Source organism: Brasilonema octagenarum UFV-OR1, from assembly GCF_963888615.1.
GTDB classification, from domain to species: domain Bacteria; phylum Cyanobacteriota; class Cyanobacteriia; order Cyanobacteriales; family Nostocaceae; genus Brasilonema; species Brasilonema sennae.
Genome location: NZ_CAWPKW010000093.1, coordinates 15,679 through 39,514, shown reverse-complemented (window position 1 = coordinate 39,514; position 23,836 = coordinate 15,679). Strand labels below are relative to the sequence as shown.

At 42.0% G+C, this 23,836-nt stretch carries 21 protein-coding genes and 2 pseudogenes; 8 read left to right on the top strand and 15 right to left on the bottom strand.

What is annotated here, in order from left to right:
- Window positions 1–196: 196 nt before the first annotated feature.
- The 7 genes from grxD to AC5590_RS07115 all read right to left on the bottom strand — a co-directional run bounded on the left by grxD (window position 197) and on the right by AC5590_RS07115 (window position 4,274).
- Window positions 197–520, bottom strand: coding sequence for a Grx4 family monothiol glutaredoxin (grxD, locus tag AC5590_RS07145; RefSeq protein WP_169263482.1), 324 nt, complete (start codon window positions 518–520; stop codon window positions 197–199).
- A 69-nt stretch (window positions 521–589) separates the two neighbouring features.
- Window positions 590–841, bottom strand: a complete 252-nt coding sequence (locus tag AC5590_RS07140; protein ID WP_169263481.1) for a BolA family protein — start codon at window positions 839–841, stop codon at window positions 590–592.
- Window positions 842–1,204: 363 nt separating this feature from the next.
- On the bottom strand, window positions 1,205–1,870 hold the full coding sequence (locus AC5590_RS07135; RefSeq protein WP_169263520.1) for a hypothetical protein: 666 nt from the start codon (window positions 1,868–1,870) through the stop codon (window positions 1,205–1,207).
- Window positions 1,871–2,172: 302 nt separating this feature from the next.
- Entirely contained in the window at window positions 2,173–2,946 is a 774-nt protein-coding gene (locus AC5590_RS07130; RefSeq protein ID WP_169263480.1) for a lysophospholipid acyltransferase family protein, read from the bottom strand.
- Between the two features lie 111 nt (window positions 2,947–3,057).
- Window positions 3,058–3,543 carry a tRNA adenosine(34) deaminase TadA gene (gene tadA / locus AC5590_RS07125; protein ID WP_169263479.1) on the bottom strand — a complete coding sequence of 162 codons (486 nt, stop codon included), beginning with the start codon at window positions 3,541–3,543 and terminating at the stop codon, window positions 3,058–3,060.
- 19 nt (window positions 3,544–3,562) lie between these two features.
- Window positions 3,563–3,877 (bottom strand): glutaredoxin 3, encoded by a 315-nt coding sequence (gene grxC / locus AC5590_RS07120; RefSeq protein WP_169263478.1) that lies wholly within the window; start codon window positions 3,875–3,877, stop codon window positions 3,563–3,565.
- A gap of 169 nt (window positions 3,878–4,046) precedes the next feature.
- A complete protein-coding gene (locus AC5590_RS07115) occupies window positions 4,047–4,274 on the bottom strand; it encodes a hypothetical protein (protein ID WP_169263477.1) in 228 nt (75 codons plus the stop codon).
- Window positions 4,275–4,998: 724 nt separating this feature from the next.
- Between AC5590_RS07115 and glpX the strand changes: the two genes are divergently transcribed.
- Entirely contained in the window at window positions 4,999–6,039 is a 1,041-nt protein-coding gene (gene glpX, locus AC5590_RS07110) for a class II fructose-bisphosphatase (RefSeq protein WP_169263476.1), read from the top strand.
- Window positions 6,040–6,118: 79 nt separating this feature from the next.
- On the top strand, window positions 6,119–7,405 hold the full coding sequence (locus tag AC5590_RS07105) for a glutamyl-tRNA reductase (protein WP_169263475.1): 1,287 nt from the start codon (window positions 6,119–6,121) through the stop codon (window positions 7,403–7,405).
- A gap of 317 nt (window positions 7,406–7,722) precedes the next feature.
- Here AC5590_RS07105 and AC5590_RS07100 read toward each other — a convergent pair whose 3' ends face one another.
- Both AC5590_RS07100 and AC5590_RS07095 read right to left on the bottom strand, forming a co-directional pair.
- Window positions 7,723–7,866, bottom strand: a complete 144-nt coding sequence (locus tag AC5590_RS07100; RefSeq protein ID WP_169263474.1) for a hypothetical protein — start codon at window positions 7,864–7,866, stop codon at window positions 7,723–7,725.
- 55 nt (window positions 7,867–7,921) lie between these two features.
- Complete coding sequence (locus AC5590_RS07095; protein ID WP_169263473.1) at window positions 7,922–8,596, bottom strand: hypothetical protein; 675 nt, start codon at window positions 8,594–8,596, stop codon at window positions 7,922–7,924.
- A gap of 142 nt (window positions 8,597–8,738) precedes the next feature.
- On the opposite strand from AC5590_RS07095, the gene AC5590_RS07090 reads away from it, so the two are divergent.
- The gene (locus tag AC5590_RS07090; protein ID WP_169263519.1) at window positions 8,739–9,056 is read left to right on the top strand and encodes a UPF0182 family protein; all 318 of its coding nucleotides are present in this window, start codon (window positions 8,739–8,741) and stop codon (window positions 9,054–9,056) included.
- A gap of 280 nt (window positions 9,057–9,336) precedes the next feature.
- On the opposite strand, the gene AC5590_RS07085 is transcribed toward AC5590_RS07090, so the two are convergent.
- Both AC5590_RS07085 and AC5590_RS07080 read right to left on the bottom strand, forming a co-directional pair.
- Window positions 9,337–9,975 (bottom strand): histidine phosphatase family protein, encoded by a 639-nt coding sequence (locus AC5590_RS07085; protein WP_169263518.1) that lies wholly within the window; start codon window positions 9,973–9,975, stop codon window positions 9,337–9,339.
- A gap of 313 nt (window positions 9,976–10,288) precedes the next feature.
- The gene (locus AC5590_RS07080; protein ID WP_256379410.1) at window positions 10,289–11,401 is read right to left on the bottom strand and encodes a caspase family protein; all 1,113 of its coding nucleotides are present in this window, start codon (window positions 11,399–11,401) and stop codon (window positions 10,289–10,291) included.
- A 105-nt stretch (window positions 11,402–11,506) separates the two neighbouring features.
- On the opposite strand from AC5590_RS07080, the gene AC5590_RS07075 reads away from it, so the two are divergent.
- Together AC5590_RS07075 and AC5590_RS07070 are read left to right on the top strand one after the other, a co-directional pair.
- Window positions 11,507–12,004, top strand: a complete 498-nt coding sequence (locus AC5590_RS07075; RefSeq protein ID WP_169263472.1) for a helix-turn-helix domain-containing protein — start codon at window positions 11,507–11,509, stop codon at window positions 12,002–12,004.
- A gap of 31 nt (window positions 12,005–12,035) precedes the next feature.
- Complete coding sequence (locus AC5590_RS07070; protein WP_256379389.1) at window positions 12,036–12,710, top strand: transposase; 675 nt, start codon at window positions 12,036–12,038, stop codon at window positions 12,708–12,710.
- A gap of 27 nt (window positions 12,711–12,737) precedes the next feature.
- Here the strand turns inward: AC5590_RS07070 and AC5590_RS07065 are convergent, their stop codons facing one another.
- From AC5590_RS07065 to AC5590_RS07050, 4 genes and pseudogenes are all read right to left on the bottom strand, one after another.
- Entirely contained in the window at window positions 12,738–12,956 is a 219-nt protein-coding gene (locus AC5590_RS07065; RefSeq protein WP_211178286.1) for an MAPEG family protein, read from the bottom strand.
- Window positions 12,957–13,693: 737 nt separating this feature from the next.
- The gene (locus AC5590_RS07060) at window positions 13,694–14,110 is read right to left on the bottom strand and encodes a hypothetical protein (RefSeq protein WP_169263470.1); all 417 of its coding nucleotides are present in this window, start codon (window positions 14,108–14,110) and stop codon (window positions 13,694–13,696) included.
- A 261-nt stretch (window positions 14,111–14,371) separates the two neighbouring features.
- A pseudogene (locus AC5590_RS07055) lies at window positions 14,372–14,969 on the bottom strand (IS630 family transposase); the annotation flags it as partial.
- A gap of 225 nt (window positions 14,970–15,194) precedes the next feature.
- Window positions 15,195–16,339 (bottom strand): annotated as a pseudogene (locus AC5590_RS07050) (ISAzo13 family transposase).
- Window positions 16,340–16,519: 180 nt separating this feature from the next.
- Here AC5590_RS07050 and AC5590_RS07045 point away from each other — a divergent pair.
- The 3 genes from AC5590_RS07045 to AC5590_RS07035 all read left to right on the top strand — a co-directional run bounded on the left by AC5590_RS07045 (window position 16,520) and on the right by AC5590_RS07035 (window position 23,742).
- Window positions 16,520–17,452, top strand: a complete 933-nt coding sequence (locus AC5590_RS07045) for a CHAT domain-containing protein (RefSeq protein ID WP_248277143.1) — start codon at window positions 16,520–16,522, stop codon at window positions 17,450–17,452.
- 237 nt (window positions 17,453–17,689) lie between these two features.
- A complete protein-coding gene (locus AC5590_RS07040; RefSeq protein WP_169263467.1) occupies window positions 17,690–21,067 on the top strand; it encodes a two-partner secretion domain-containing protein in 3,378 nt (1,125 codons plus the stop codon).
- Between the two features lie 56 nt (window positions 21,068–21,123).
- The gene (locus AC5590_RS07035) at window positions 21,124–23,742 is read left to right on the top strand and encodes a CHAT domain-containing protein (RefSeq protein ID WP_169263466.1); all 2,619 of its coding nucleotides are present in this window, start codon (window positions 21,124–21,126) and stop codon (window positions 23,740–23,742) included.
- Window positions 23,743–23,836: the final 94 nt, after the last annotated feature.

The window sequence follows — 23,836 nt, the reverse complement described above, 5'->3', positions numbered from 1 at the left end:
AGATAATTATAACATACTTAATTATCTGCGTGGCCGTGATGAGAACTTTTAGAAATACTTCTTTACAATTGAGAACGAAGCAGTTCTAAGTAATTAGTTGTGAATAATGAGTGAACTGATGAGTCAGATCACTCATTACTCAATACTCAGCACCTAGGACTGTCTTTATTAAGAACTAACTGCAATATGCTTCATTTCAGGAAGCAAGTGCTACTTCCACTATTTGCTGCAATTCGCCTTTTTGGTACTGTTCAATAAGGACGTCCGAACCACCAACGAATTCACCGTTGATATAGACTTGGGGAATTGTTGGCCAGTTAGAATACTCTTTAATTCCTTGACGGATTTCGTAGTCAGCCAAAACATCCACCGTCTCGAAAGGAACTCCCAACGTATTTAGGATTTGTACCACGTTGTTAGAAAAACCACATTGGGGCATTAACTTGGTTCCTTTCATGAAAACCAAGATCTTGTTTTGTTTTACTAAATGATCAATTCGCTCTTTAAGTTCTGGCGTCATGGTCTTTTTGTTTCCTGATTTGCTTTTAGTCTACTTCTTGGTGTTGTCTTTCGCCTTGGATCATTAGTACTAATGATTATTTTCCCAAGCATCGGGAGTATATGTTTTTAGTGCTAAGGCATGGATCGCTTCACTTGACATAGCTTGCTTAAGCGCACCATAGACTAATTGGTGCTGTTGTACTAGTCCTTTATTTGCAAACTGCGATGAAACGACTGTCACTTGATAGTGATCACCGCCTCCAGTCAAGTCCTGGACTTGAACTTGGGCGTCTGGCAGTTGTATCTTGATCATTTCTTCTACTTGCTGCGGACTCATCATCGCAATTCCTAATCATTTCAAAGCTTAATAGGGATTGTAACTCCCGCATTTGGGCAATTTAAAATCTATCTTAATAGAGACTTATAGTAAGTTGCAGTCAAAGAGGTAACTTGTCGTGAAAAGCGAACGAAATACAGTTAAGCGTGCCTTATGAGGAGGTACTACGAGTGGCGCTGAACGTGCACGTTAGCGCTTGGCAGGCGGCGAGATTCTAAGGCTTGACCATAGAATAACATCCTCAAAACCCAACTCGGTATCAAACATCAAAACTTCTCACCACCGCCAATAATCTCATCTTATCATTTCGATGAATGACAAGTGGGGATTAGGGGCAGTAGTGAGCAAAGGACAAAGGTAATTCGATTATTTCTTTTGAGGGTTCTTTGGAGGGTTCTTTGGAGGATTTTTTTGAGGGGAAGAAGAGGAAGCATCAGAGGGCGAGGAGGAAGCGCTACCAGCCCCTGTAGAAAACGGAGCATCCACAAAGCCCAATTCCAATAACTGCTGATATGCTTTCTTACCTAAATCACGTGTGGGGTTTTGACTCTTAACTATTTGAACAAGTAACGGTACAGCTAATTCTGGCTTATTTTGCGCTCTATGTACCAATGCTAGCTGGTAGGTTGCTTCATCTCGCATTTGGGCTGTTTCTAGCGCCTTTTTTCGTTGAGCATCAGCAACTCTATTGTCAATTCCAGAAAAACTAGAATTTAATTCTTGATAGAAATTAGACAGTTGATTAAACACAGATCGTGCTTCTTGAAGTTTCTTTGCTGCGGTGTCGTAGTTTTGAGAAGAAACTGCATTACTTGCCTCTGCCATGAGACGCTTCCCTCCGTCAAGGCTCAAAAGGCTGTTATTTTGCGCTGTGGGACGAAGGTTATTTGGATCGTTCGGATCAATGGGTTGTTGTTGGTTAGATCCAGTGGGTAACTGTACTTGAGCATGAACAGGTGATAACAGACCCAGCGTTGCTATCACTGCTAAGGAAGTGAAGCGAAATATAAGAATGGTTGCAGACGAGTTCATGAGGTCATTTAAAGAGGTAACTAAAAAAACAGTTATGGAAACTTGGGGTATCTTAACTCTGTTTTGAACTTTGGCAAAACAAAGTCTCATATTCAGTTTCCCTGATTTAGACTGAACATCAATGAAATCAGGTTCCCAAAGCTTTCTGGATAGTACCTAAATTGCTCCTATGAACGAACGCAAAAATTCCTCTGATTTTTCAAGGAGGAATGGTAATTGCTTGATGGGACTAAAAGAAGATTTAGAAATTGACTCAATTACCCCTAAGCTCAGCAGATTTTGTCACGAAGTGTACATGAGCGTTAACTATTCGCAATTTCTGCAAATGCACGAGGAGTGATGTATGATTCCTGATGGCTAAATTTTTGGAGAGCCATAGTTAAATCACCAGTAAGACGCTTGGCATCTTGTTTTAAGGAGCTTTTAGTGTAATTTGCTACATCTATTGCGTTTCCAATCTGAAGACTTACATTCGTACCCCATGTAGGGTAAGGTTCGCTGTAATTAATGTTGATGGGTATAATTTTTATGCCTAACCCAGGATGACTAGATTCAGCACTCAAAGCCAGACGAGCAATTCCTGGCTTTAATGGGTGAAGATTCGTATCGCGAAAAATGCCCCCCTCTGGGAAAATCACTAACATTTCGCCCGACTTAAGAAGTTCAATACTATGACGGAGAGTTGTGATTGAGGGACGTTGAAGATCTACAGAGAACCCCCCTAAACGTCGAACAAACCAGCCTTGTAACCCTTGGCATTCAGTAATCGTGACCATGAATCGCAAATCTCGTCCAGTTACACAGCGACCAGCTGCATACGATAATAGCAGCGAATCCCAACGTGTTCGATGTGTGGGAGCTAGAATAACAGGACCAGTTTGAGGAAGATTTTCTTGTCCAGTGACTTTAATTTCTCCAAAGAAAAATGGAAGAACAACATGACCTCCCAAGAAATACATTAAGGGACTTAACCAAGGAGAAATCTGAGAAGTTGTTATTTGAGCCACCTTAGCACTTTCTGGCGTAGTAGCAGGATGATCACACGGAGTATCAGAGCAAGAGTTTAAGGAAATCATGACAGTGGCTACTGGCTGTTAGGTTGAATACATTCAAGACTTTGCTAGTTACACCGTAGATTTTCTTCCGTTACTTGTGTAGCACCCCCTGGACAGTTTTATCTCTGTCCGTTAGTTAGAAATATGTCGCCGTCTAGCAAACCAAGCTTGCAACTGCTGACGACAGGAGTATTCTAAAATACCCCCAACCACACGCAGGCGGTGATTAGAAGCAGGGCTATCGGGGATATTGGCAACGGTACGAATCGCACCACTTTTGGGGTCATCCACTCCATAGACTAAAAGTTTTAGACGTGCGTGTACGATCGCACCTGCACACATCGGACACGGTTCTAGAGTGACGTAAAGGGTGCATTGGTTAAGACGCCAAGTTCGTAACTTTTGAGCTGCTGCTCTAATTGCAATAATTTCTGCGTGAGCGGTAGGATCATTGTCACGTTCTTTTCTGTTTTCTCCTTCTGCAATCAAACTTCCAGACGAATCAATAACAACAGCACCTACAGGAACCTCATCTGCATCACCCGCTATTTGTGCTAAGTCTAAGGCGCGACTCATCCATTGCCGATGTATAATATATTCTGAGTAATCGAGAGACATATTCTGATTGCAGAACCACCTAAACAGCCGACTGACTAAGAAGACGGTCTAATTGAGCTTGCGTGTCTAGCTGATAAAGGTCATCACAACCACCGATATGCTGATTGTTAATAAAAATTTGTGGTACGCTGCGGCGTCCATTGGCACGTTCTGCCATCTTTACTCTGGCTGCTTCGTTACCATCGATTTTGTATTCCGTGAATTTTACTCCTTTCCACCACAACAGCATCTTAGCGCGAATGCAATATGGGCAAGTTTGCCAGGTGTAGATTTCAACATTGGCTTTTATGCGCTCAGGATGGCGACCTAGTAGAGTGTTAAGAGAGTTCAGCATAATGTTTTTAAAGTTTTTTGTGAATCATTACCATCTATTATTTAGCCTAATTCATGGTAGGCACAACAGAGCGCTTGGGTGCAGGGGGATAGGGGTGTCTTACAAAGGTAGGGGGTGGAGGTGTAGGAAACCAGGAGCTTTTTGTGTTGCCTAACCTTACAGAGTTTTTTTACTTGGTTTCGTTTTTTTCTAGGATAAGTTCATTCTCTAAAATCAAACTATAAGGCCAGGTCAAAGCTTCCAGAAAGCAAGCAATCATTGTGACTTTTTTGGCTGTCCAAATTATGGGAAAATTTGCGTATTCGTCTAATTCTCTGAATTTTGGTCTAAATCCAACCCATTGAATAATAACACCCAAAAGATAAGAAAATAATGCGATTGATATTTCAATTGACATAGAAATTTTTCTCCGTTCTTTAAAATGGTTTTCTTTCAGAAATTTTTTTTAGTGTTTTGTTTGACAGCAATAGTCTAAAGATACGTTGGAATGCAATTAGGAACAAAGTTCATTCCAAAAGTCAAGTAAAACTATTACAAACAGCAAAGTGGTGTTCACTTGCCAGACTTTCACTCCTAGGTCATAAAATCAGTTGCCGATATGTAGATACAACGAAACTCAGCTAAATTTAGGTAAAGTTCCTAGAAAGTTCTGATGAAATATTCCAGCATTCTTAACCAGAGGCAGAGCCTCTATATTCTCGTTACCAGGCTCAGCCTAGTAACGAGGGTTGAGAAGTCGAGCCTCTGGTGTAATAGGGTTGACTGAAAACATTTATGCGTTGAGGCAGGCAGTTTTTGAGCGCTTGGGAGAGAAAAAGACTGATCACCAACTGTATTGGTCTAGAGATACCTTTGAGTGCAACTTGGTATAAACTTGATTGCAAAAGTCAAGTGAAATTATCAAAAAAACATAATTTTGTGTAAAGTTTTTGGTATATGATCTGGGTAATAAAATGTGTCGTTTAGTGCTATGGCAAGTAAGAAGAAGCAAAACTTAACATAGGGGATAGTGATACTATTTTCCATAAGTATCCCCACAGGTATCCGCCCTTTGGTAGACTTGAAAACTGAAACAGGTTTCTAGAACGACGCAAAATCAAGCAACCGAGAGGGCAGAGTTTGTGGAAAATACACTTGGGTTAGAAATTATTGAAGTTGTTGAGCAAGCCGCGATCGCATCCGCACGCTGGATGGGAAAAGGCGAAAAAAATACCGCTGACGAAGTGGCTGTAGAAGCCATGCGGGAACGGATGAATAAAATTTATATGCGTGGTCGGATCGTGATTGGGGAAGGCGAACGCGATGACGCGCCCATGCTTTATATCGGGGAAGAAGTTGGTATTTGTAGCCAGCCAGATGCCAAAGATTTTTGTAATCCTGATGAACTGATTGAAATTGATATCGCTGTTGACCCGTGTGAAGGTACTAACCTTGTAGCTTATGGTCAACCAGGCTCAATGGCTGTTTTGGCAATTTCCCAAAAAGGTGGTTTGTTTGCCGCCCCTGACTTCTACATGAAGAAAATAGCAGCTCCCCCAGCGGCTAAGGGCAAGGTGGACATCAACAAATCTGCCACTGAAAACCTGAAGATTCTCTCTGAGTGTCTAGATAGAAGCATCGACGAACTTGTTGTCGTGGTGATGAAGCGTGAACGCCACAACGACTTGATCAAAGAAATCCGAGAGGCAGGAGCAAGAGTTCAACTCATTTCTGATGGTGACGTGGGCGCAGCCATATCCTGTGGTTTTGCTGGAACCAACATTCATGCCCTGATGGGAATTGGTGCTGCCCCAGAAGGCGTTATTTCCGCCGCTGCAATGCGTGCTTTGGGTGGTCACTTCCAAGGTCAACTCATTTACGATCCAGCCATCGTCAAGACTGGTTTGATTGGCGAAAGCAAGGAAGCCAACCTTGACCGGCTCAAGTCTATGAATATCAATGACCCCGATAAGGTCTACGATGCTCATGAACTAGCATCTGGTGAAACCGTCTTATTCGCCGCTTGTGGAATTACGACTGGTAACCTCATGCAAGGTGTCCGCTTTTTCGCAGGAGGCGCAAGAACTCAAAGCTTGGTAATTTCTAACCAATCGCGTACTGCCCGATTTGTGGACACTATCCACATGTTTGATAAACAACCTAAGGAATTGCAATTGCACTAATTTTTGAAAAAGGGAAAAGGGTAACCCCTTTTCCCTTTACCCTATTCCCAATTCTCAATTAGTAACTAAGATTTAGCAAATGAATATAGCAGTGGTGGGGTTAAGCCATAAAACAGCCCCGGTAGAAGTTCGGGAAAAGTTGAGTGTTCCAGAACCACAAATTGAAGGTGCGATCGCGCACTTGCTCAGCTATCCTCATATTGAAGAAGTCGCAATACTAAGCACTTGTAACCGCTTGGAAATTTACGTTGTTGCTCAAGAAACCGAACAGGGAATTCGGGAAGTGACTCAGTTTCTTTCTGAACACAGTAAACTACCAGTCATATCTTTACGGCAAGATTTGTTTGTTTTACTCCATCAAGATGCAGTGATGCACTTGATGCGTGTTGCTTCTGGTTTAGATAGCCTGGTTTTGGGAGAAGGTCAAATTCTGGCTCAAGTGAAACACACTCACAAACTAGGGCAGCAGTTCAACGGTATAAAAACAGTTTTAAATCGCTTATTTAAACAAGCCATTACAGCAGGCAAACGGGTTCGCACCGAAACCAGCATTGGCACTGGCGCTGTCTCCATCAGTTCGGCGGCTGTGGAGTTAGCGCAGATGAAATTGGTAAATTTAACGGCATCTCGGGTGGCAATTTTAGGTGCTGGCAAAATGTCACGGTTGCTAGTACAACACCTACTATCCAAAGGCGCTGATCAAATTTGTATCTTAAATCGCTCTCTAGGACGAGCGCAGGAATTGGCAAAGCACTTCCCCGGACAACCAATCAAAACTTGCTTGCTTTCGGAAATGATGAGCGTGATTACCGAAAGTGATTTAGTGTTTACAAGCACATCTTCTCTAGAGCCGATTATTGACCGCACTAAATTAGAGATGGTTTTGGAACCCAGGCAACCTTTGATGTTGATTGATATTTCCGTACCACGTAACGTTCATGCTGATGTTAACGGATTGGCAAACGTACAGGCGTTTAATGTGGATGATTTAAAGGCAGTCGTTGCACAAAACCAAGAAAGTCGCCGCAAAATGGCGCAGGAAGCAGAAGGACTCTTAGAACAGGAGACGGAAGCTTTTGATGTTTGGTGGCGATCGCTCGAAACAGTCACCACAATTAGTTGTTTGCGAAATAAAGTTGAAACTATCCGCGAACAAGAACTAGAAAAAGCATTGTCGAGATTAGGTTCAGAATTCGGCGAAAAACATCAAGAAGTCATCGAAGCCTTGACACGAGGCATTGTTAACAAAATTTTACACGACCCAATGGTGCAGCTGCGAGCTCAGCAAGATGTTGAAGCAAGACGCAGGTGTATGCAAACTTTACAAATGTTATTTAACTTAGAGGCGGGCGAGCAAGTCGTATAGCTAGCAGTACCTGGTAGAGGTGATAATTTTCTATTTTGCAGCCAACTTCTGCACTCAATAGCTTACCCGTTTCGGCCTCAAAGATATGAAACGCGATATCGCATTTTTCAAACAACGCCTACCTTCAGTTGGTATTCCTTCGGGGAAGATGGCGGTTACTTAGTAAATTTGGCGATCAGGACTTATGGTATAGATGATTTCATCCGTGAACTATCGCACCGCATAAGCGGGTGAGGAATTCCACCGAACTGGGTTAAAGAGTGCATAACACCAGTTCACCCATCCCTAAATAAATAAAGATGGCACGCATGTACCCGCTATCCTTGGGTGGGAATTCCTCGCACATCTTGTTCATAGTAGTTGTAAGCCCCTACAATCAGATATAGTTGTGGGGGTTTTTTTGTGTCCATCTTGTGCCAAGCAGCAGCCAATAAAGCAACATTCCGATGAGTTGAAGTCACAAACCCATACAGGTGCTAAGTATTTCAGATCGTAGCTTTGTTCTCGCTCTCACATTTAGTAACTATTTGCTATTTGTTTCGTTTTAGACTCTATTAAAGTGCGATTGAAAGCAGCAGCAAAACCAATTGTTGCGAGTACACCTATGCCAAACAGAGGAGAAGGTTCGGGAATAGGTTTGGCTCCAGTAGCACTATAGCAATTTGCAGACAAGGAACTTCCATCAGGTACATTGCCATCAAAAACAAATGAGACACCTGGAGTTCTTGTATTTTCTATAAAAGCTTGTGTGGCACCACCTGGGTAGCAAACATTAGGAGGTTGAGGACCTGCAATACCAATGTAGACATCTAAACCAGCTGGTAGAGTTACTGTTTCTCTCAATTGCGCTAAATTAGGAGGAGGTCCGAAGTATTGAGCTAAAGCCAACTCTTGAATGACATCTAATGTCGTTTTACCATTACTACTGTCATAAAAATTACTTGTTAAATATCTACCAAATTTATAGGTGTTATCATTATTGTAATAGCGATAATAAGTTGTTTCTTGGGTAAGCGTTTGTTTTGTACATTCAGAGTTCAAGAACGACGCAATAACGGTAGCTTGATCTGAAATGGAGTCTGGAACCGGACAAGCAGCCGATGCGCGAATCTGTCCAGCCACAATAACTAAGGGGGAAAGACCGATAAATGTCAGTCCACTTAACCAAGCACCACAGTTTTGCTTTATCATAAAAAAATTGTTTTTTAATTTTCAGGTTGAATTTTTCAGAATTTTATCAACCTTGTTGCTTTTGTGTCAATTGAAGATGTGAAATGATAGGAATTATTAAGTTCCACAAAATCAACGCTTGTTAGACGTTCGTCATAAATCAATGGTTGGTGTCTTATTCAAACAAGGGTATCGACTAATTATCCTGCTGTTGGGTCTATGGCTGTTTTTTAATTTAACTTGCCACCTAGGAGCAGAAATTTTCTGGTTTAGTGAAGTTGGATATTTACGAGAATTTTTGTTGCGCTTGTTAACGCAACTAATAGTGTGGGCAGTTGTCTTTTTCACCTCAGTAGGTTTTTTATTCAGCAATTTTATTGTCACCTCAAGGTTGAAGTATTCCCCAAGCAGACAAAGGGACGAAACAATTCAAAATGGACTGCGTCCCGCTGCGCTAACAAAATTCAAAATTCAAAATTAAGAACCCCATAACTAAAGTTAGGGGCTTGAAACAAGGATGCTTTGCTTTTTACTTTTTCCATATCTAATATTGGGGCTCGCACCCCAGTTGTTAATTTCAAAATTATTTCTTTCTTGGTTTTTGAACGAGCGAATTTTGAATTTTGAATTGTTTGGTCGCTCAGGAACATTTGATAAACAGAAGGATATAATCGTTCAAATTTATTCCGTGCGTCCTTTGTTTTAAAGCGCCAGTTTACACTCGCCCGTACTTGCCGATCGCTGTTTCTCCCAAGCGAGTATTATGTTCCCGGACGAGAGCGAATATGATCGGGTATATGATGGCGATCGCCTAATATTTCTAAAAGAGGACCATTAACGTCAAATTTAACCATACTTACCGACGCGACCAAAATATTCACCCGATAGCGATAGCGTCCCAAATCTATTCCTAGTAAACTGCAAAGCAGAATCCGAATCGTGGCTTTATGGGATACTACTAAAACATTACCTTGGGGATGTTTTTCTTGAATCTCAGCAATTACAGGCATAGAACGGTTAGCAATATCTACCGCAGTTTCTCCACCTAATGGCGCATTCCAAGCCGGTTCTGTCAACCATTTTACATAGTTTTCTGCATAATTCTCTTGGGCAAACGATTTACTCTTAGTTTCCCATTCGCCGTAACTACCTTCTCTAAGTCCGTCACGCAACTGCATATCCATACCGATAGCATCACAAAATGGTTTAGCAGTTGCAATTGTGCGCTTCATCGGGCTAACATAAACGGCTTCCCACTTCAATTTGTGATAAACATCGGCAAAACTGGATGCCATCTGCATCCCTTCGGATGTCAACTGTGCATCAGTTTCACCACAGAATTCACCACTTTGACTAAAAGTAGTTTCTCCATGTCGCAGTAAATATAAATTGAGTGTCATAGCTTGCATCGCGATTGCGATAAAGGAGTTTGTGCAAAAATAAAATACCATTAATCTCGCAATCAAGTATGTGAGTGCAGGACAAAGTAATCAACCAAAAAAGTCAATCAACTACAAACTTTTGAAATCGAAGACAAAAGTAGCGGTTTCTGGAGAGGATAATTTACTGGTTGATACGCTCTGCGTAACACTACCCTAAAACAAGCAAATAAAAAAACAGCGGTTTGGCAAAAAAAATTAGATCGTTCCGCTGAGTCCCAAGGGGATACGCTGCGCGTTCGCTCTTAGCGTGCGCTTTGCGCTTACGCTACACTCAAAAAGAGAAAAGAAAAGAAGGGTAAAGGGAAAAAGAATAAAAGTATAAAGGGCTAAAGAGTTCACGCGGCAGAACACGCAACGCGAAAACCACTGAAGTTGTCCCAGCCGACCGCAACGAGGTAGTAGCGAAACGCCGAACGGCAGTACCCGGGACCGTTGCCCCAAGAACCACCACGCAGCATACGATAGTTGAGCTTCTCGGTTCAAAGTTTCCTCGCTGACGCACAGCAATCCTTTCAATAGCATCAACAGCATCCCAATCACCACGGGATACAGCCAAAACTCTCACCCATAATTGTTTTGCTAATAAGAAATCACCCTTGTTTTCAGCTTGAGATGCTTGATACTTCAACGGTTCTACATCTCTAAGTGTGGCAGTTTGTTCTAATAAAATGAAATACATTTTGTAGGGCGGTTCTGCCTGGAGATAAGGATTTTGTGCAGGCTTTTTATAGCGAGCATTCAACTCAGGAACTTGATAACGTAAATATTGTTCTAGACGCTCTACCGTCGCACAATTAGCTTCTCCTTGAATTCGCAAACCTTGTAATAGCGAATGGGTAAATGAACCATGTTGTAATTCATCAATTTCCCAAGACTTTTGGTTAGCTGTGCAGGAATAAAAGGTAATGACTCCCGGATATCTTTGTTGACCAATTCCTAATCCTCCCCGACTAGTTTCATCTCGGCAAGCATCCAAAAATAACACCACATTATCAGCGCCACTGCGGCGCAATCTTTGGGTGATATAATCAACAGGGATTGCTGTATGTTCTACATCACCTGGGTCACTGTCCGAGAACATTAAATAATCTTTATCTTTATATCGATTGCCATGACCTGCAAAGAAAAACCATAAATTATCTTCTGGTTTTAATAAAGGAGATTCAAGATTATCAAATTGTGCCCGTAAAAATCGCCGTAAGTGTCCGAAAGTCGGTTGAGTGGGAATTGGCGGATTGGCTGGAATTGGGGGAGAATCGTCAGTAAAAACGAAAACTTGATCAAACCTGGCTTCTTGTTCAAACCAAGTTGCCATGACAGAAGCATCTCGCTTGGCAAAGTTTAGCGAGCGCAGGTTTTCATAGTGATTAATCCCAACAACAATTGCCCAATTCCTAGTACAGCACGGCGTAAGTTAACCAGGTATTACTGTGGGAGAATGAGTAATTAGATTAAAAGTAGTTTTTGCTGAGAAGCGGAGAATTAGGATGTGGCAGGATTAGCTCCAAAACAATTAAACTTAAGCGATGGCGATCGCTCAGAACTGCAAGAGTTGGTAAACCGACACAATACAGGGCAACAAATAGTACTACGTGCAAAAATAATTCTTCTAGCGTCAGAGGGGAAAAATAATGGCGAAATTGCTCGAACATTAAATATAAGTCTGGATATGGCTCGTTTATGGCGAAACCGATGGTTTAAAACTAGCGATAAAAAGTTGCCTACTTTTGAGAGACTACGAGATTCGGAGCGTATTGGGGCACCAGTAAAATTTAGTATGGAGCAAGTAATCAAACTGTTTGCCCTTGCATGTTCAAAACCCGAAGACTACGGACGACCAATAAGTCATTGGACACCAAGAGAACTAGCAGACGAAATTATAAAGCAAGGGATTATTGAAAGCATATCTGTCCGCCATGTTGGAAGATTACTAGAAGAGGCAGAACTTAAACCCCACCAGAGTAGTTACTGGTTAACCCCCCCCTAAGGACGAAGAATTTGACGTAAAAGTTGAAGATATTACTGGTTTATACATAAGTGCGATTGAACGTTATCAAAACGCAGAGCGTACAATATCAATTGATGAAATGACGGGTATTCAAGCTACAGAGCGTCTAGAAAAAGATTTACCGATGCGACCTGGTAAAGTTGAAAGAAGGGAGTTTGAGTATATTCGTCACGGTACACAGAGTTTAATTGCTAATTTTGATGTCGCTACTGGTAAGATTATCGAGCCTACTTGTGGAGATTCTCGAACAGAAGTTGATTTTGTTCTCAATATTCGTCGAATCATTGAAAGTGAACCCAATGCTAAAAAATGGCATCTAATCATGGATTGTCTGAATACGCATCAGTCTGAATCGCTGGTTCGTTTGGTTGCAGAAAAAGAAGGTTTGAATATCGATCTGGGTATTAAAGGAAAAAGGGGAATACTCAAATCCATGAAATCCCGTGCTGCTTTTTTAAGTGACAAAACACATCGAATTGTTTTCCATTACACCCCTAAACACTCTTCTTGGCTCAACCAGATTGAAATTTGGTTCAGTATTTTGGTTCGTAAGTTACTTCAGCGTGCTAGCTTCAAGAGTCAGGATGACCTAAAAACCCGAATTCTTGAATTTATCGACTACTTTAATAAAACAATGGCTAAACCTTTTCAGTGGACATATAAGGGTAAAGTGTTAGCTGTCTAATACTTGGTTTATTTACGCCGTGCTGTACTAGTCTTCAACTTTATCAGGAATAATTTTTGTCGGTAACTTTTCGACTGTAGCTGCAACAACATTTGGATTTATCAGCGGATCGCGTTGTTTCGCCACATCTTCCTTTGACTCACCATGCCACAGCCTTGTTCTTGTTCGTTCCATCATCACAATGTAGGTGAGCAAAAGAGCAATCAAACCATTAAGCCCGATAAAAAGAGTTGAAATTGGAATCATATTTTCGTTATTTTTAAGTATTTAAAGTCACTTTTTCGTCTAAAGAAAGATACTATAGTATAATTTTCTCATCAAAATGTGACTCAAGTCATACTAAAATCATGACTTTTCTCTCTAGCTTCAATAAATTTGATTAGCTACTTTACAAATAGCTGTTTGTTATTTGTGTTGGTCTGATATCCGTATTTTAAAAATTTTTCAGAAATCATCCAATACGGTCATTTCATAGGATGATGTATGTTTAGCACGATCCATCTTAGGCGATGTTTCAGCTAATGTTACATTAGCTGAAACATCATTTTCCCGATATACACTCTTCTCTTCAAAGGGCATTCTTGATGTTTTCCAAAGCTTTGAACAAAAAATTTGTATATCTGACTACTATATCCATAACTATCGGCACAATTGTTGTTCTTTGTTATACTACAATTTTTTATGCAAGTTCAATGTGTGTCATTTCTAACACTGCATCTATGGATAAAGGAGTAGATACTTCTTTACGGGAAAATACAGGTAACTTTCTAGATGTGGCGATTGAGCAGAGTTTCCATTAAAGATGGGGTTGGTGAGGTTTACAAGTTGAGAGAAATTAAAATACCGACCAAGAATGATCAAGCTTTTGCACCCAATTCAAGATGATTCATTGCTTCAAATAATACTCAGTTGCGTTCTGTTGAACTCAACTCACCCATGCTCCAGAACTTGTAAAAAATCGCTACAAATTCTGTCCTGCAAGTCTAATCAAACACATACTTTTGGGCAACTTTCCAGTAGCGGGAGAAGCGCTTGAGGTCAATATAGCCGTCGTAATCAAAAAACGGTTTTACTTCAAAGACTTCTAGTTCTACAGAACGCTCAATTTCATCACAGATAGCATCAAACCGGGGACTAGGACTGTTTGCTGTCACGACTTTGTTGGTATTATGCTCTTTGGCAAAGGCTAAAACTTCTTTTGCAACATCGCCACGGCGAATCACAACAGGTAATTCTAACAAGCATTCGTAGATAAAGGCAAGGCGTTTCAAACTCAGTTGCCATTCTTCTATTAAAGCATCGTCCCAAACCCAGATGGCGGGTGCTTCGGGATATTCTTCGAGTGCGGGGTTTCGCGGACTTAGACAGTCTCCGTGTATCCAAATAATGGGTTGAGTCATTGGATTTAAAATTTATACGCGGGTTGCATTCATACGTGTTTACCTCACCCTGCCCTATCGGGCATCCCTCTCCTTATTGAAAGACCTCACCCTGCCCTATCGGGCATCCCTCTCCTTATTAAGGAGAGGGAAAGAAAGGAAAGAGAAAGATTTTAGCGTAGCAAAAAGCGAAGGTGAGGTTTTCAGGGAGATGTGTGTGCACGGTAGGGGCAAAGGTGAGGTGTTGAACGCAATTTGGTATTATAGCAAGCGCCAGGTTGGTTAGGACGCTAAGCTCAGAATATGCTCCATCGCTGCCCGCAAGGTAGGGAAGTCCTCTAGTTGCTTGCGGATGGGACTTTTGAGCCAAGACCAGCACGGTTCAATCTTGTTCAAGTCAGGAGAGTAAGGTGGGAAGTACGCGACTACGAACCAGCAGCCTGCACTAATTGCTCAATACGTCCACCCTTGTGAAAAGTGGCGTTGTCGATCACCAGCTTCTGCCCTGGTTTTCATGTTGGAATCAGGCATGTTTCTAACCAGGTTTCAAAAACCTGGCGGTTGCAAGCCCCCTCAATTGTGAATGGGGCAAGCAACTGCTTAGCACACAACGCCGCAATCATATTAACTCGCCCCGTTCTCCGACCCGATTTGAGATCATAGAACCGTTTTCCTTGGGGACTGTAGCCGTAACCATAGTCCTCCGGCTGATCCATGCCAGCTTCGTCGGCATACACAATTAACTCACGCTCAACTGCGGCTAGCTGTTTGAGCAACTTCCGCCGTTTGTCCTCATCCCGTTCACGGTAGCCATAAGTCTTTTTTTTCGCGTGAATCCGATTTTTTTCAACCCTCGTCAGATGGTGCGTTCGCTAATGTCTGGACTTTAGGGACTTCCAAAGAATAAAATATTCCAAAAAAAACAAAAGACAGCATTTTTATCATAATGATAATCATTATGAGGGAGGAGAAAGGGTTGCCGACGGCAACCCTTTCTCCCCCCTCAATTAGTCATGAAGAGTTAACACAAGAGTCCTTTGTGGAAAAGTGAAATAGTGATGATTGAATATGATTTAGAACTTGATAAATGCTTTTGCCAAACTAATTAAATTTTCCCAAAACAGATATCAATAAACCAATTCCCCAAATTAGGATAAAGTTCATGAGTAGAATTGGTTAAGCGTTCGATTTGTTTTTCAATTTGAGACATAGCTTTTTTTGTCAGCTTTACCCCAGTCTCATAGGTTTTATGAATTAGCTTAACCACTGGATTTTTACCTTTCCATTTCATAGTCTTAGCAAAGTTTAAAGCCGTCTCTACTTCATCTAAAATGCTGCCATTCCAATGATTTTCCAATACTGCCCATGTTCTCTCGATGGGGTTATATTTACTATGATATGGAGGATAATACGCTAAACGTATGTTTAGTGAGTACTTGTGGGCAAACTCTACTATAGGTTTCATAAACTGGGTGCGGCGAGAACTATTCTCGCCGCCATTATCTTGATTGAGAACTAGTGTTTCAACCTGAGAAAAACGATGTCTCTCTCCCAACCAAAAGTCCTCTCAAACATCAACTATAAAATCACTTGTGACTTTTGACTCTGTAAAGTATAAGAACAATTCGTCAAACTTTGGCATGAATATACCATAAGGAGTTACGGTAGTTTTCGGTTGAAAATCATGGTCAAAAGTTTCGGTTTTTACTCTGTTTCTACCGCCTAGGTCAAATGTACCAATGTTGACACGAGCCTTGGCATCTAGACTTAAGCGTAAAATACTTGGATCTGAGTCCGCATTTTGATTAACGATTGCTAATTCCTCAAAGATTGCTGAGGTTTGAGGAATTTTTTTTGAGGTAAAACTTTCTTCACTCGTCTGAGGTTGTAACCTAAATCATTTAATTTGACTCGAATCGTTTCTGATGTGGGTAAAAGTTCGTCACTATAACCGTACTTTTCTATTAGCTGCTTTCTCACTTGTGCAGCAGTCAATCGAGTATACAATCTTCTAGTTTTAAAACTCGGGTCAATTTGGCTTTCTTGATCCACTATATTTTTTATATCTTCTAAAAGAGTAATCAGATGTTCCTCTGCTTTCTTGCGTCCTTTACCGGAGTAATTATCAACACAAGTAATGCCAGTTGTTAGTTCTTTAATTCCTTTACGAATTGTGTCTCGATTCCATGCCAACTCTCGTTGTGCTAACCTTTGTCCCCCAAAACCTAATTTCACGACTGTTTGTGCCATAAATTTACGTTTAGCCGCACCATGAAGCTGAAATGCAGTTTCAATCAACAACTTTTTTAGAGAATCAGTTAAGACTATAGACACCGTTTGTCACACTCAAAAACCTAAGTCATTATTCAAATTACTACAAAAGGGGGTGAAGGGGCTGCCGACGGCAGCCACTTCACCTCCCCATAGGTAATGATTATCATTATTGATAATGGCATAATTTATTTTTTGGAAGTCCCTTACCTGAAAATTGCTGTAAAACAATTACGGGAAAATTTATCAAAGCCCCACACACTGCGACAGGTTCAGTCCTTGTCCCAAAAAGTCTACAGCTGGCTGATTAAACCTGCTGAAGCTGCCTTGGCTGAGAGTAAAACCTCTACTTTGGTGTTTGTGCCGGATGGTTCCTTGCGGAATATCCCAATGGCGGCTCTCTACGATGGCAAACAGTATCTGATTGAGAAGTATAGCATTGCACTGACCCCTGGTTTGCAACTAATTGATCCCAAACCATTGCGCAAAGGATTAAAGACAATAGCCGCAGGATTGTCTGAACCACGTTCCGGATTTTCTGCACTACATAACGTGAAGCGTGAATTAAACGAAATCCGCTCTCAAGTACCTAGTAGTATACTTCTTGATCAAGAATTTACGAGCAAAGCTTTGCAAAACAAACTGAATTCTCTACCATTTCCAGTCGTTCATCTTGCAACTCATGGTCAATTTAGCTCACTGGCTGAGGAGACATTTATTGTCGCTTGGGATGAACGCATTTATGTTAAGGACTTGAATAAGTTAGTGCAAACTGTAGAGTTAAACAAACCAGAAGCTATTGAATTACTTATTCTGAGTGCTTGTCAAACAGCTACTGGGGATGAGCGGGCTGGATTAGGAATTGCTGGTGTCGCTTTTCAGGCAGGAGCACGTAGTACCATCGCTTCTCTGTGGAACTTGGATGATGAGTCTACTGCTGTGTTGATGAGTAAATTTTACCAAGAGTTAGCAAACAAGAAACTAACTAAAGCCGAGGTGCTTCGTCGCGCTCAGTTAGCTCTTTTACAGAATCCTAAGTATAGACGTCCTATGTATTGGGCACCTTACGTTCTGTTAGGTAATTGGATGTAATATTCTGTGTAGTTAAATAACCGTGATTGAAGCTGTGTGAGCACTAGTGCTAAATTTCGTGTCTGTTTAGCAAAAGATTGATGAATTTTTGTAAAGAAATAGCCGATTTTGTGTAAAATTTGTACGCTTGAACAGAAAATTAGGCAGAGGTGACTTTCACGACCAGTAGATGTGACTGATTTGATACTGGTGCAGCGTAACCGTTGAAGAGCAACTGCTGTTTTCTTGGGGGGTGCAATGTTGGAGATAAGTACTCGTTGGGGCGCTTTGTTAGGGATTGCGATCGCCCAAGGGACACTGGCTTTGCCAATCGCTGGTGTGTTTTCTTTGTTTGGAGATTGTGCAGTAGCTCAAGTTATTCCTGATGGCACTTTGCCTAATAACTCCAGTGTCCAAACAGAGAGAAGCAGCTTCAATATCACTGGAGGAACGCAAGCGGGAAGCAACTTGTTTCACAGCTTTAGGGAGTTTTCTGTCCCTACTAACAGCACGGCTTTGTTTAACAATACCGCAGATATTCAAAATATTATTAGTCGGGTAACGGGTAATTCTATTTCTAATATTGATGGGTTAATTCGTAGCTTAGGTACGGCAAATCTGTTTTTGATTAATCCTAACGGCATTATATTTGGTCAGAATGCTCGGTTAGATATTGGCGGTTCTTTTTTTGCCACATCTGCCAATAGTATGAAATTTGCGGATGGGTTTGAATTTAGTGCTACAGATCCCAAAGCTACACCACTGCTGACTATCAGTGTGCCGACTGGATTGCAATACGCAAATAATGCTAGCAGTGTCGAAGTACGAGAGTCTAGTTTACAGGTAACTCCTGGTAAGACTCTAGCACTTGTTGGTGGTAATGTGAGTATTGATGCTGGGCAGTTGCTAGTTCCGGGAGGACGTGTCGAGTTGGGAGGTGTAGCGGGAAATGGTAACATCGGACTAGCTGCTAATGATGGTCAACTACGCTTAACGTTTCCCCAAGAAGTATCGTTAACTGATGTATTGCTGACAAATGGTGCCCAAGTTAACGTCAGTGCTAGAGGTGACGGTAGCATTGCTGTCAATGCACAGAGATTAAATATTTCAGGATCTGGTACAAGAGTGCAGGCGGGGATAGATTCAGAACTGCTATCCACAGGAAGGCGTGGAAATATTGAATTTAATGCTAAAGAAGTCACAAATATTGATGGCGGCGTGATCTCCAATGTGGTATTGGAGAATGGTGTGGGTAACGCTGGAGACATTAACATTACAACTGGCTCACTGATTGTCTCGAATGGCGGAAAAATTGAAACCAGTACTTTTGGTCAGGGAAATGCTGGAAATTTGAGAATTAACGCCCGTGACACGATTGAATTCACAAATGGAGCTTTTGCTTTTAGCCAAGTTGAACGGGAAGGTGTGGGTGATGGTGGTGAGATCAGCATGGACACAGGTTCCCTTTCTGTTAGTAATGGCTCGCAACTGAGAACCTGGACTACTGGCAAGGGAAATGCTGGTAGTGTGAATATAATAGCCCGCGATGCTGTTTCTTTTCAAAATGGCGGTGCGGTCTTTAGTACTGTAGAACCAAACGCAATCGGGAATGGTAACAATATTCGGATTCAGGCAAAATCACTTTCTGTGGTGAATGGGTCTTTTCTGACAGCAAACACCTTGGGTCAGGGGAATGCAGGTAACGTAACTATTGATGCCAGGGATTCAGTGGTGTTCGAGCGAGGAACCGCTACTAGCAGCGTAGGCGTACCTGAATTTGGTGCAGGTTTTGGAAATGGGGGTGATGTTCGTATTAAGACAGGTTCGCTCCGCTTAAGCAATAATGCTCGATTGCTTGCTAGCAGCAGCAAAGGACGTGGAAATGCAGGCAATGTGAATGTAGAAGCTCGTGATACTGTCTCTTTGTCTGATGAAAGTTTTATATTCAGCCAATTAGAAGGGGGAAGCACGGGTAATGGGGGTAACATCAATATCTCCACAGGCTCCCTGTCGGTTGTGAGTGGCTCGATTCTCAGTAGCGACATCTTTGGAGTTGGGAATGGAGGCAATATCAGCATCAACGCACGGGATAATGTTTCCTTTTTAACAGAAGGAGGAGCCTACAGCCTGGTGAATAGTCAAGCTGTAGGTGATGGGGGCAATATTGACATCAACACTGGCTCTTTAGTTGTTGGTAATGGATCTTTCATGGCAGCAAGTATTCTGGGAAAGGGAAATGCGGGCACTATTACGATTAACGCTACAGATTCTATTTCCTTAGATGGACTGAATCGAAAAGGATTTCCGGGTGGAATTTACAGCGAAGTGGCTAGGGGGGGTGTGGGCAAAGGGGGCAACATTAATATTAATACGCGATCGCTTTCCGTTACTAATGGCGCTCAAATAGTTACCGATATTGATGGCAGAGGTAGTGCAGGTACTGTGAATATTAATGCCACTGATTTTATTTCTTTTGATGGTGTGGGCAAAAATGTTATCCAGGGATCGGGACAATCGAGTGGTGCATACAGTTCAGTGGGATTGCAGGAAGGGGTAGGCAATGGGGGTAATATCAATATCTTTACGCGATCGCTTTCTTTAACAAACGGTGCTGCGGTGATCACCAATACCCTTGGACAGGGAAATGCCGGAAACGTGAAGATTATTGCTACTGATAACATCTTAATTGATGGAGCGAGCAGTAATAGTTTGCCTAGTGCAGTCAAGAGCGTTGTGGAAACTGGATCTGTGGGTGATGGGGGCGAAATAGATATCACATCTAAGTTGCTCCAAGTCACTAACTTTGGTGAAATATCCAGCAGCAGTGAAGGAAATGGAACCGCAGGCAATATGACATTAAACGCTCGCTCCATCCGTTTAAATAATGATGCCTTACTCACCGCCAACACACGCAGCGCTAAAGTTGTCCCGAATAGGGAACAGGCGACAATTAACATTAACTCACAAGATTTGATAATGAGTCGCAATAGCAACATCTTCACTAATGCAACAGGTGAAAACGTCAACGGCGGCAACATCAATATTTACACTGATTTCCTTATTGGTTTTAAAAATAGTGACATCAGCGCCAATTCTGCTAACTTCCGTGGCGGAAATGTGCGAATCAATGCGACTGGTATCTTTGGTACACAATTTAGGAATGCATCTACCCCCAATAGTGATATCACTGCCACAGGGGGAAGTCCTGAGCTAAGTGGTACCGTGCAAATCAACACACCTGAGATTGACCTCAACAGTGGCTTAGTCAACTTACCATCAGTACCAGTTGACACCAAGGTAGCCCAAACCTGCACTGAGGGCAACCCTATAGTTAAAAGCCAATTTACTATCACCGGACGCGGCGGCTTGCCCCCTAACCCAGGCGAACCCCTTAACACTGATGCAGTGCAGGTAAATTTGGTTACTCTCAACCCAGAAGTTGATAAACGCTCTATTACTACAGTTTCGACAAATCCCACTAGCCGAACACCAGATCGCATAGTAGAAGCTACTGGTTGGCTGATTGATGCTGATGGCAACGTGGTACTGACAGCAAATCCAACCGCCATCACGCCCCACAGTTCCTGGCAGAAGATAGCTGATTGTCGTGCATTCAATCAACAGCATAAGCATTGATGTAGCAAATTACACTGTATATTTTTAAAGGACGCGGTGCAAATGAGGGCTAGAACATGGTCAGAAAAAAATCCAAATTTCGCAGAATCAAACACCTTTTAAGTGTACTGCTGCTATTGGCTATGTTCTTGGGCGCGGGATTATTGCCACCTACTTTCGCCCATATGACGGAGAAAAACTCCACTGTTCAAACCTTACCCAATGCCCAAAATTTGCTTGAACAAGGCAGAAAACTTTATAAAGCTGAACGGTTTGCTGAGGCTTCTGCAATATGGCAACAGGCTATCTCTGCATTCAAAGCCAATGGGGATGAACTCAGACTTGCCATGACACTAGGCAATCTATCATTAGCTTATCAGCAACTTGGACAATGGACTGATGCAGAAAGTGCAATTCGCCTTGCGATAGCTTCGCTTCACGCCCAAAGTCGAAATCTCTTAAAAACCTCATCAAATAGAAATACTTTAGAGCACTCCCAAATCCTAGCCCAAGTTCTAGATATCCAAGGTCGTCTGCAGTTGGCTCTTTCTAAAGCTGAAGATGCCCTAAATACTTGGCGACAATCAGTTGACATTTATAAAAAAATAGGATATGGTGATGCAGTTGTTCGTAACCACATTCATCAAGCGCAAGCTTTGCAAGCTTTAGGGTTTTATCGTCAAGCTGAGAAGACGTTAAAAGAAAGTATCAAGAGTCTGCAAAACCAACCCAACTCGCCTCTTAAAGTCATAGGACTGCGTAGTCTCGGTAATGTCCTGCAAGTCACGGGAGATTTAGAAAAATCCCGACAGATATTACAGCAAAGTTTAGAAGTCGCTTATTCGTTGTCAGATACGCAAGCAACAGGTGATATTCTACTCAGTCTAGGCAACACAGCTCGTGCCTTACAGCGTACCCAAGAAGCGATAGATTTTTATCAAAAAGCTGCAAAAACTGCCACCTCACCTACCACGCGCATCCAAGCTCAAGTCAATCAACTAAGACTACTGCTGGAAATCAAGCAATTCAAAACTTTCCCAGCGTTGTCATCCCAAATCCAAACTCAACTTGGCGACTTACCTCCCAGTCGCACAGCAATTTGTGCTCGCATCAATTTTGCTCAGAGTTTAACACGATTCAGACAAGATACCACCGCAGACACTCCCGAATGGTTGGATATTGCTCAACACCTGTCAACCGCAATTGAGCAAGCGAGAAGCTTGCAAGACAAACGCACAGAATCTTATGCTCTTGGTGTTCTAGCAGGGGTGTACGAACAAACCCAACAGAAGTCTGATGCCCAAAATCTCACCCAGCAAGCCTTGCTGATTGCTCAAGCTATTGATGCTAAAGATATTGTCTATCAATGGCAATGGCAACTGGGACGTTTGCTGAAAGCCAAGGGAGATATGAAAGGGGCTACCGCCGCTTACACAGAAGCAGTTAACAACCTGCAAGACTTACGTAACGATTTAGTTGCTGTCAATCCTGAAGTGAAATTTTCCTTTCGGTATGAAGTTGAACCTGTATATCGAGAGTTAGTAGAATTACTTTTGCAACCTGAGGGAAATTCCCAACCAAGTCAAGAAAATATCAAAAAAGCCAGCGAAACAATAGAACAGGTGCAAGTTGCAGAACTTGACAACTTTTTTCGCAACACCTGTTTAAATGCTCGGATTCAAAGTAAAAAAGAAGACCAAACAACAACAGCAGCAGTTATCTATCCTTTCATTTTGCCAGACCGATTAGAGGTCATCGTCCAGTTACCGCAAAAATCCTTGCAGCACTACACCACTGCTGTAGATGAAAAGGAAGTACAAAGTACTTTAAAACAATTACGGGAAAATTTATCAAAGCCCCACACACTGCGACAGGTTCAGTCCTTGTCCCAAAAAGTCTACAGCTGGCTGATTAAACCTGCTGAAGCTGCCTTGGCTGAGAGTAAAACCTCTACTTTGGTGTTTGTGCCGGATGGTTCCTTGCGGAATATCCCAATGGCGGCTCTCTACGATGGCAAACAGTATCTGATTGAGAAGTATAGCATTGCACTGACCCCTGGTTTGCAACTAATTGATCCCAAACCATTGCGCAAAGGATTAAAGACAATAGCCGCAGGATTGTCTGAACCACGTTCCGGATTTTCTGCACTACATAACGTGAAGCGTGAATTAAACGAAATCCGCTCTCAAGTACCTAGTAGTATACTTCTTGATCAAGAATTTACGAGCAAAGCTTTGCAAAACAAACTGAATTCTCTACCATTTCCAGTCGTTCATCTTGCAACTCATGGTCAATTTAGCTCACTGGCTGAGGAGACATTTATTGTCGCTTGGGATGAACGCATTTATGTTAAGGACTTGAATAAGTTAGTGCAAACTGTAGAGTTAAACAAACCAGAAGCTATTGAATTACTTATTCTGAGTGCTTGTCAAACAGCTACTGGGGATGAGCGGGCTGGATTAGGAATTGCTGGTGTCGCTTTTCAGGCAGGAGCACGTAGTACCATCGCTTCTCTGTGGAACTTGGATGATGAGTCTACTGCTGTGTTGATGAGTAAATTTTACCAAGAGTTAGCAAACAAGAAACTAACTAAAGCCGAGGTGCTTCGTCGCGCTCAGTTAGCTCTTTTACAGAATCCTAAGTATAGACGTCCTATGTATTGGGCACCTTACGTTCTGTTAGGTAATTGGATGTAATATTCTGTGTAGTTAAATAACCGTGATTGAAGCTGTGTGAGCACTAGTGCTAAATTTCGTGTCTGTTTAGCAAAAGATTGATGAATTTTTGTAA

What these genes read in the sequence shown, in the direction of transcription:
- grxD (WP_169263482.1), bottom strand. Translation starts at nt 520, where the DNA reads ATGACGCCAGAACTTAAAGAGCGAATTGATCATTTAGTAAAACAAAAC.
- AC5590_RS07140 (WP_169263481.1), bottom strand. Translation starts at nt 841, where the DNA reads ATGATGAGTCCGCAGCAAGTAGAAGAAATGATCAAGATACAACTGCCA.
- AC5590_RS07135 (WP_169263520.1), bottom strand. Translation starts at nt 1,870, where the DNA reads ATGAACTCGTCTGCAACCATTCTTATATTTCGCTTCACTTCCTTAGCA.
- AC5590_RS07130 (WP_169263480.1), bottom strand. Translation starts at nt 2,946, where the DNA reads ATGATTTCCTTAAACTCTTGCTCTGATACTCCGTGTGATCATCCTGCT.
- tadA (WP_169263479.1), bottom strand. Translation starts at nt 3,543, where the DNA reads ATGTCTCTCGATTACTCAGAATATATTATACATCGGCAATGGATGAGT.
- grxC (WP_169263478.1), bottom strand. Translation starts at nt 3,877, where the DNA reads ATGCTGAACTCTCTTAACACTCTACTAGGTCGCCATCCTGAGCGCATA.
- AC5590_RS07115 (WP_169263477.1), bottom strand. Translation starts at nt 4,274, where the DNA reads ATGTCAATTGAAATATCAATCGCATTATTTTCTTATCTTTTGGGTGTT.
- AC5590_RS07105 (WP_169263475.1), top strand. Translation starts at nt 6,119, where the DNA reads ATGAATATAGCAGTGGTGGGGTTAAGCCATAAAACAGCCCCGGTAGAA.
- AC5590_RS07095 (WP_169263473.1), bottom strand. Translation starts at nt 8,596, where the DNA reads ATGATAAAGCAAAACTGTGGTGCTTGGTTAAGTGGACTGACATTTATC.
- AC5590_RS07090 (WP_169263519.1), top strand. Translation starts at nt 8,739, where the DNA reads ATGGTTGGTGTCTTATTCAAACAAGGGTATCGACTAATTATCCTGCTG.
- AC5590_RS07085 (WP_169263518.1), bottom strand. Translation starts at nt 9,975, where the DNA reads ATGACACTCAATTTATATTTACTGCGACATGGAGAAACTACTTTTAGT.
- AC5590_RS07065 (WP_211178286.1), bottom strand. Translation starts at nt 12,956, where the DNA reads ATGATTCCAATTTCAACTCTTTTTATCGGGCTTAATGGTTTGATTGCT.
- AC5590_RS07060 (WP_169263470.1), bottom strand. Translation starts at nt 14,110, where the DNA reads ATGACTCAACCCATTATTTGGATACACGGAGACTGTCTAAGTCCGCGA.
- AC5590_RS07045 (WP_248277143.1), top strand. Translation starts at nt 16,520, where the DNA reads ATGATTATCATTATTGATAATGGCATAATTTATTTTTTGGAAGTCCCT.
- AC5590_RS07040 (WP_169263467.1), top strand. Translation starts at nt 17,690, where the DNA reads ATGTTGGAGATAAGTACTCGTTGGGGCGCTTTGTTAGGGATTGCGATC.
- AC5590_RS07035 (WP_169263466.1), top strand. Translation starts at nt 21,124, where the DNA reads ATGGTCAGAAAAAAATCCAAATTTCGCAGAATCAAACACCTTTTAAGT.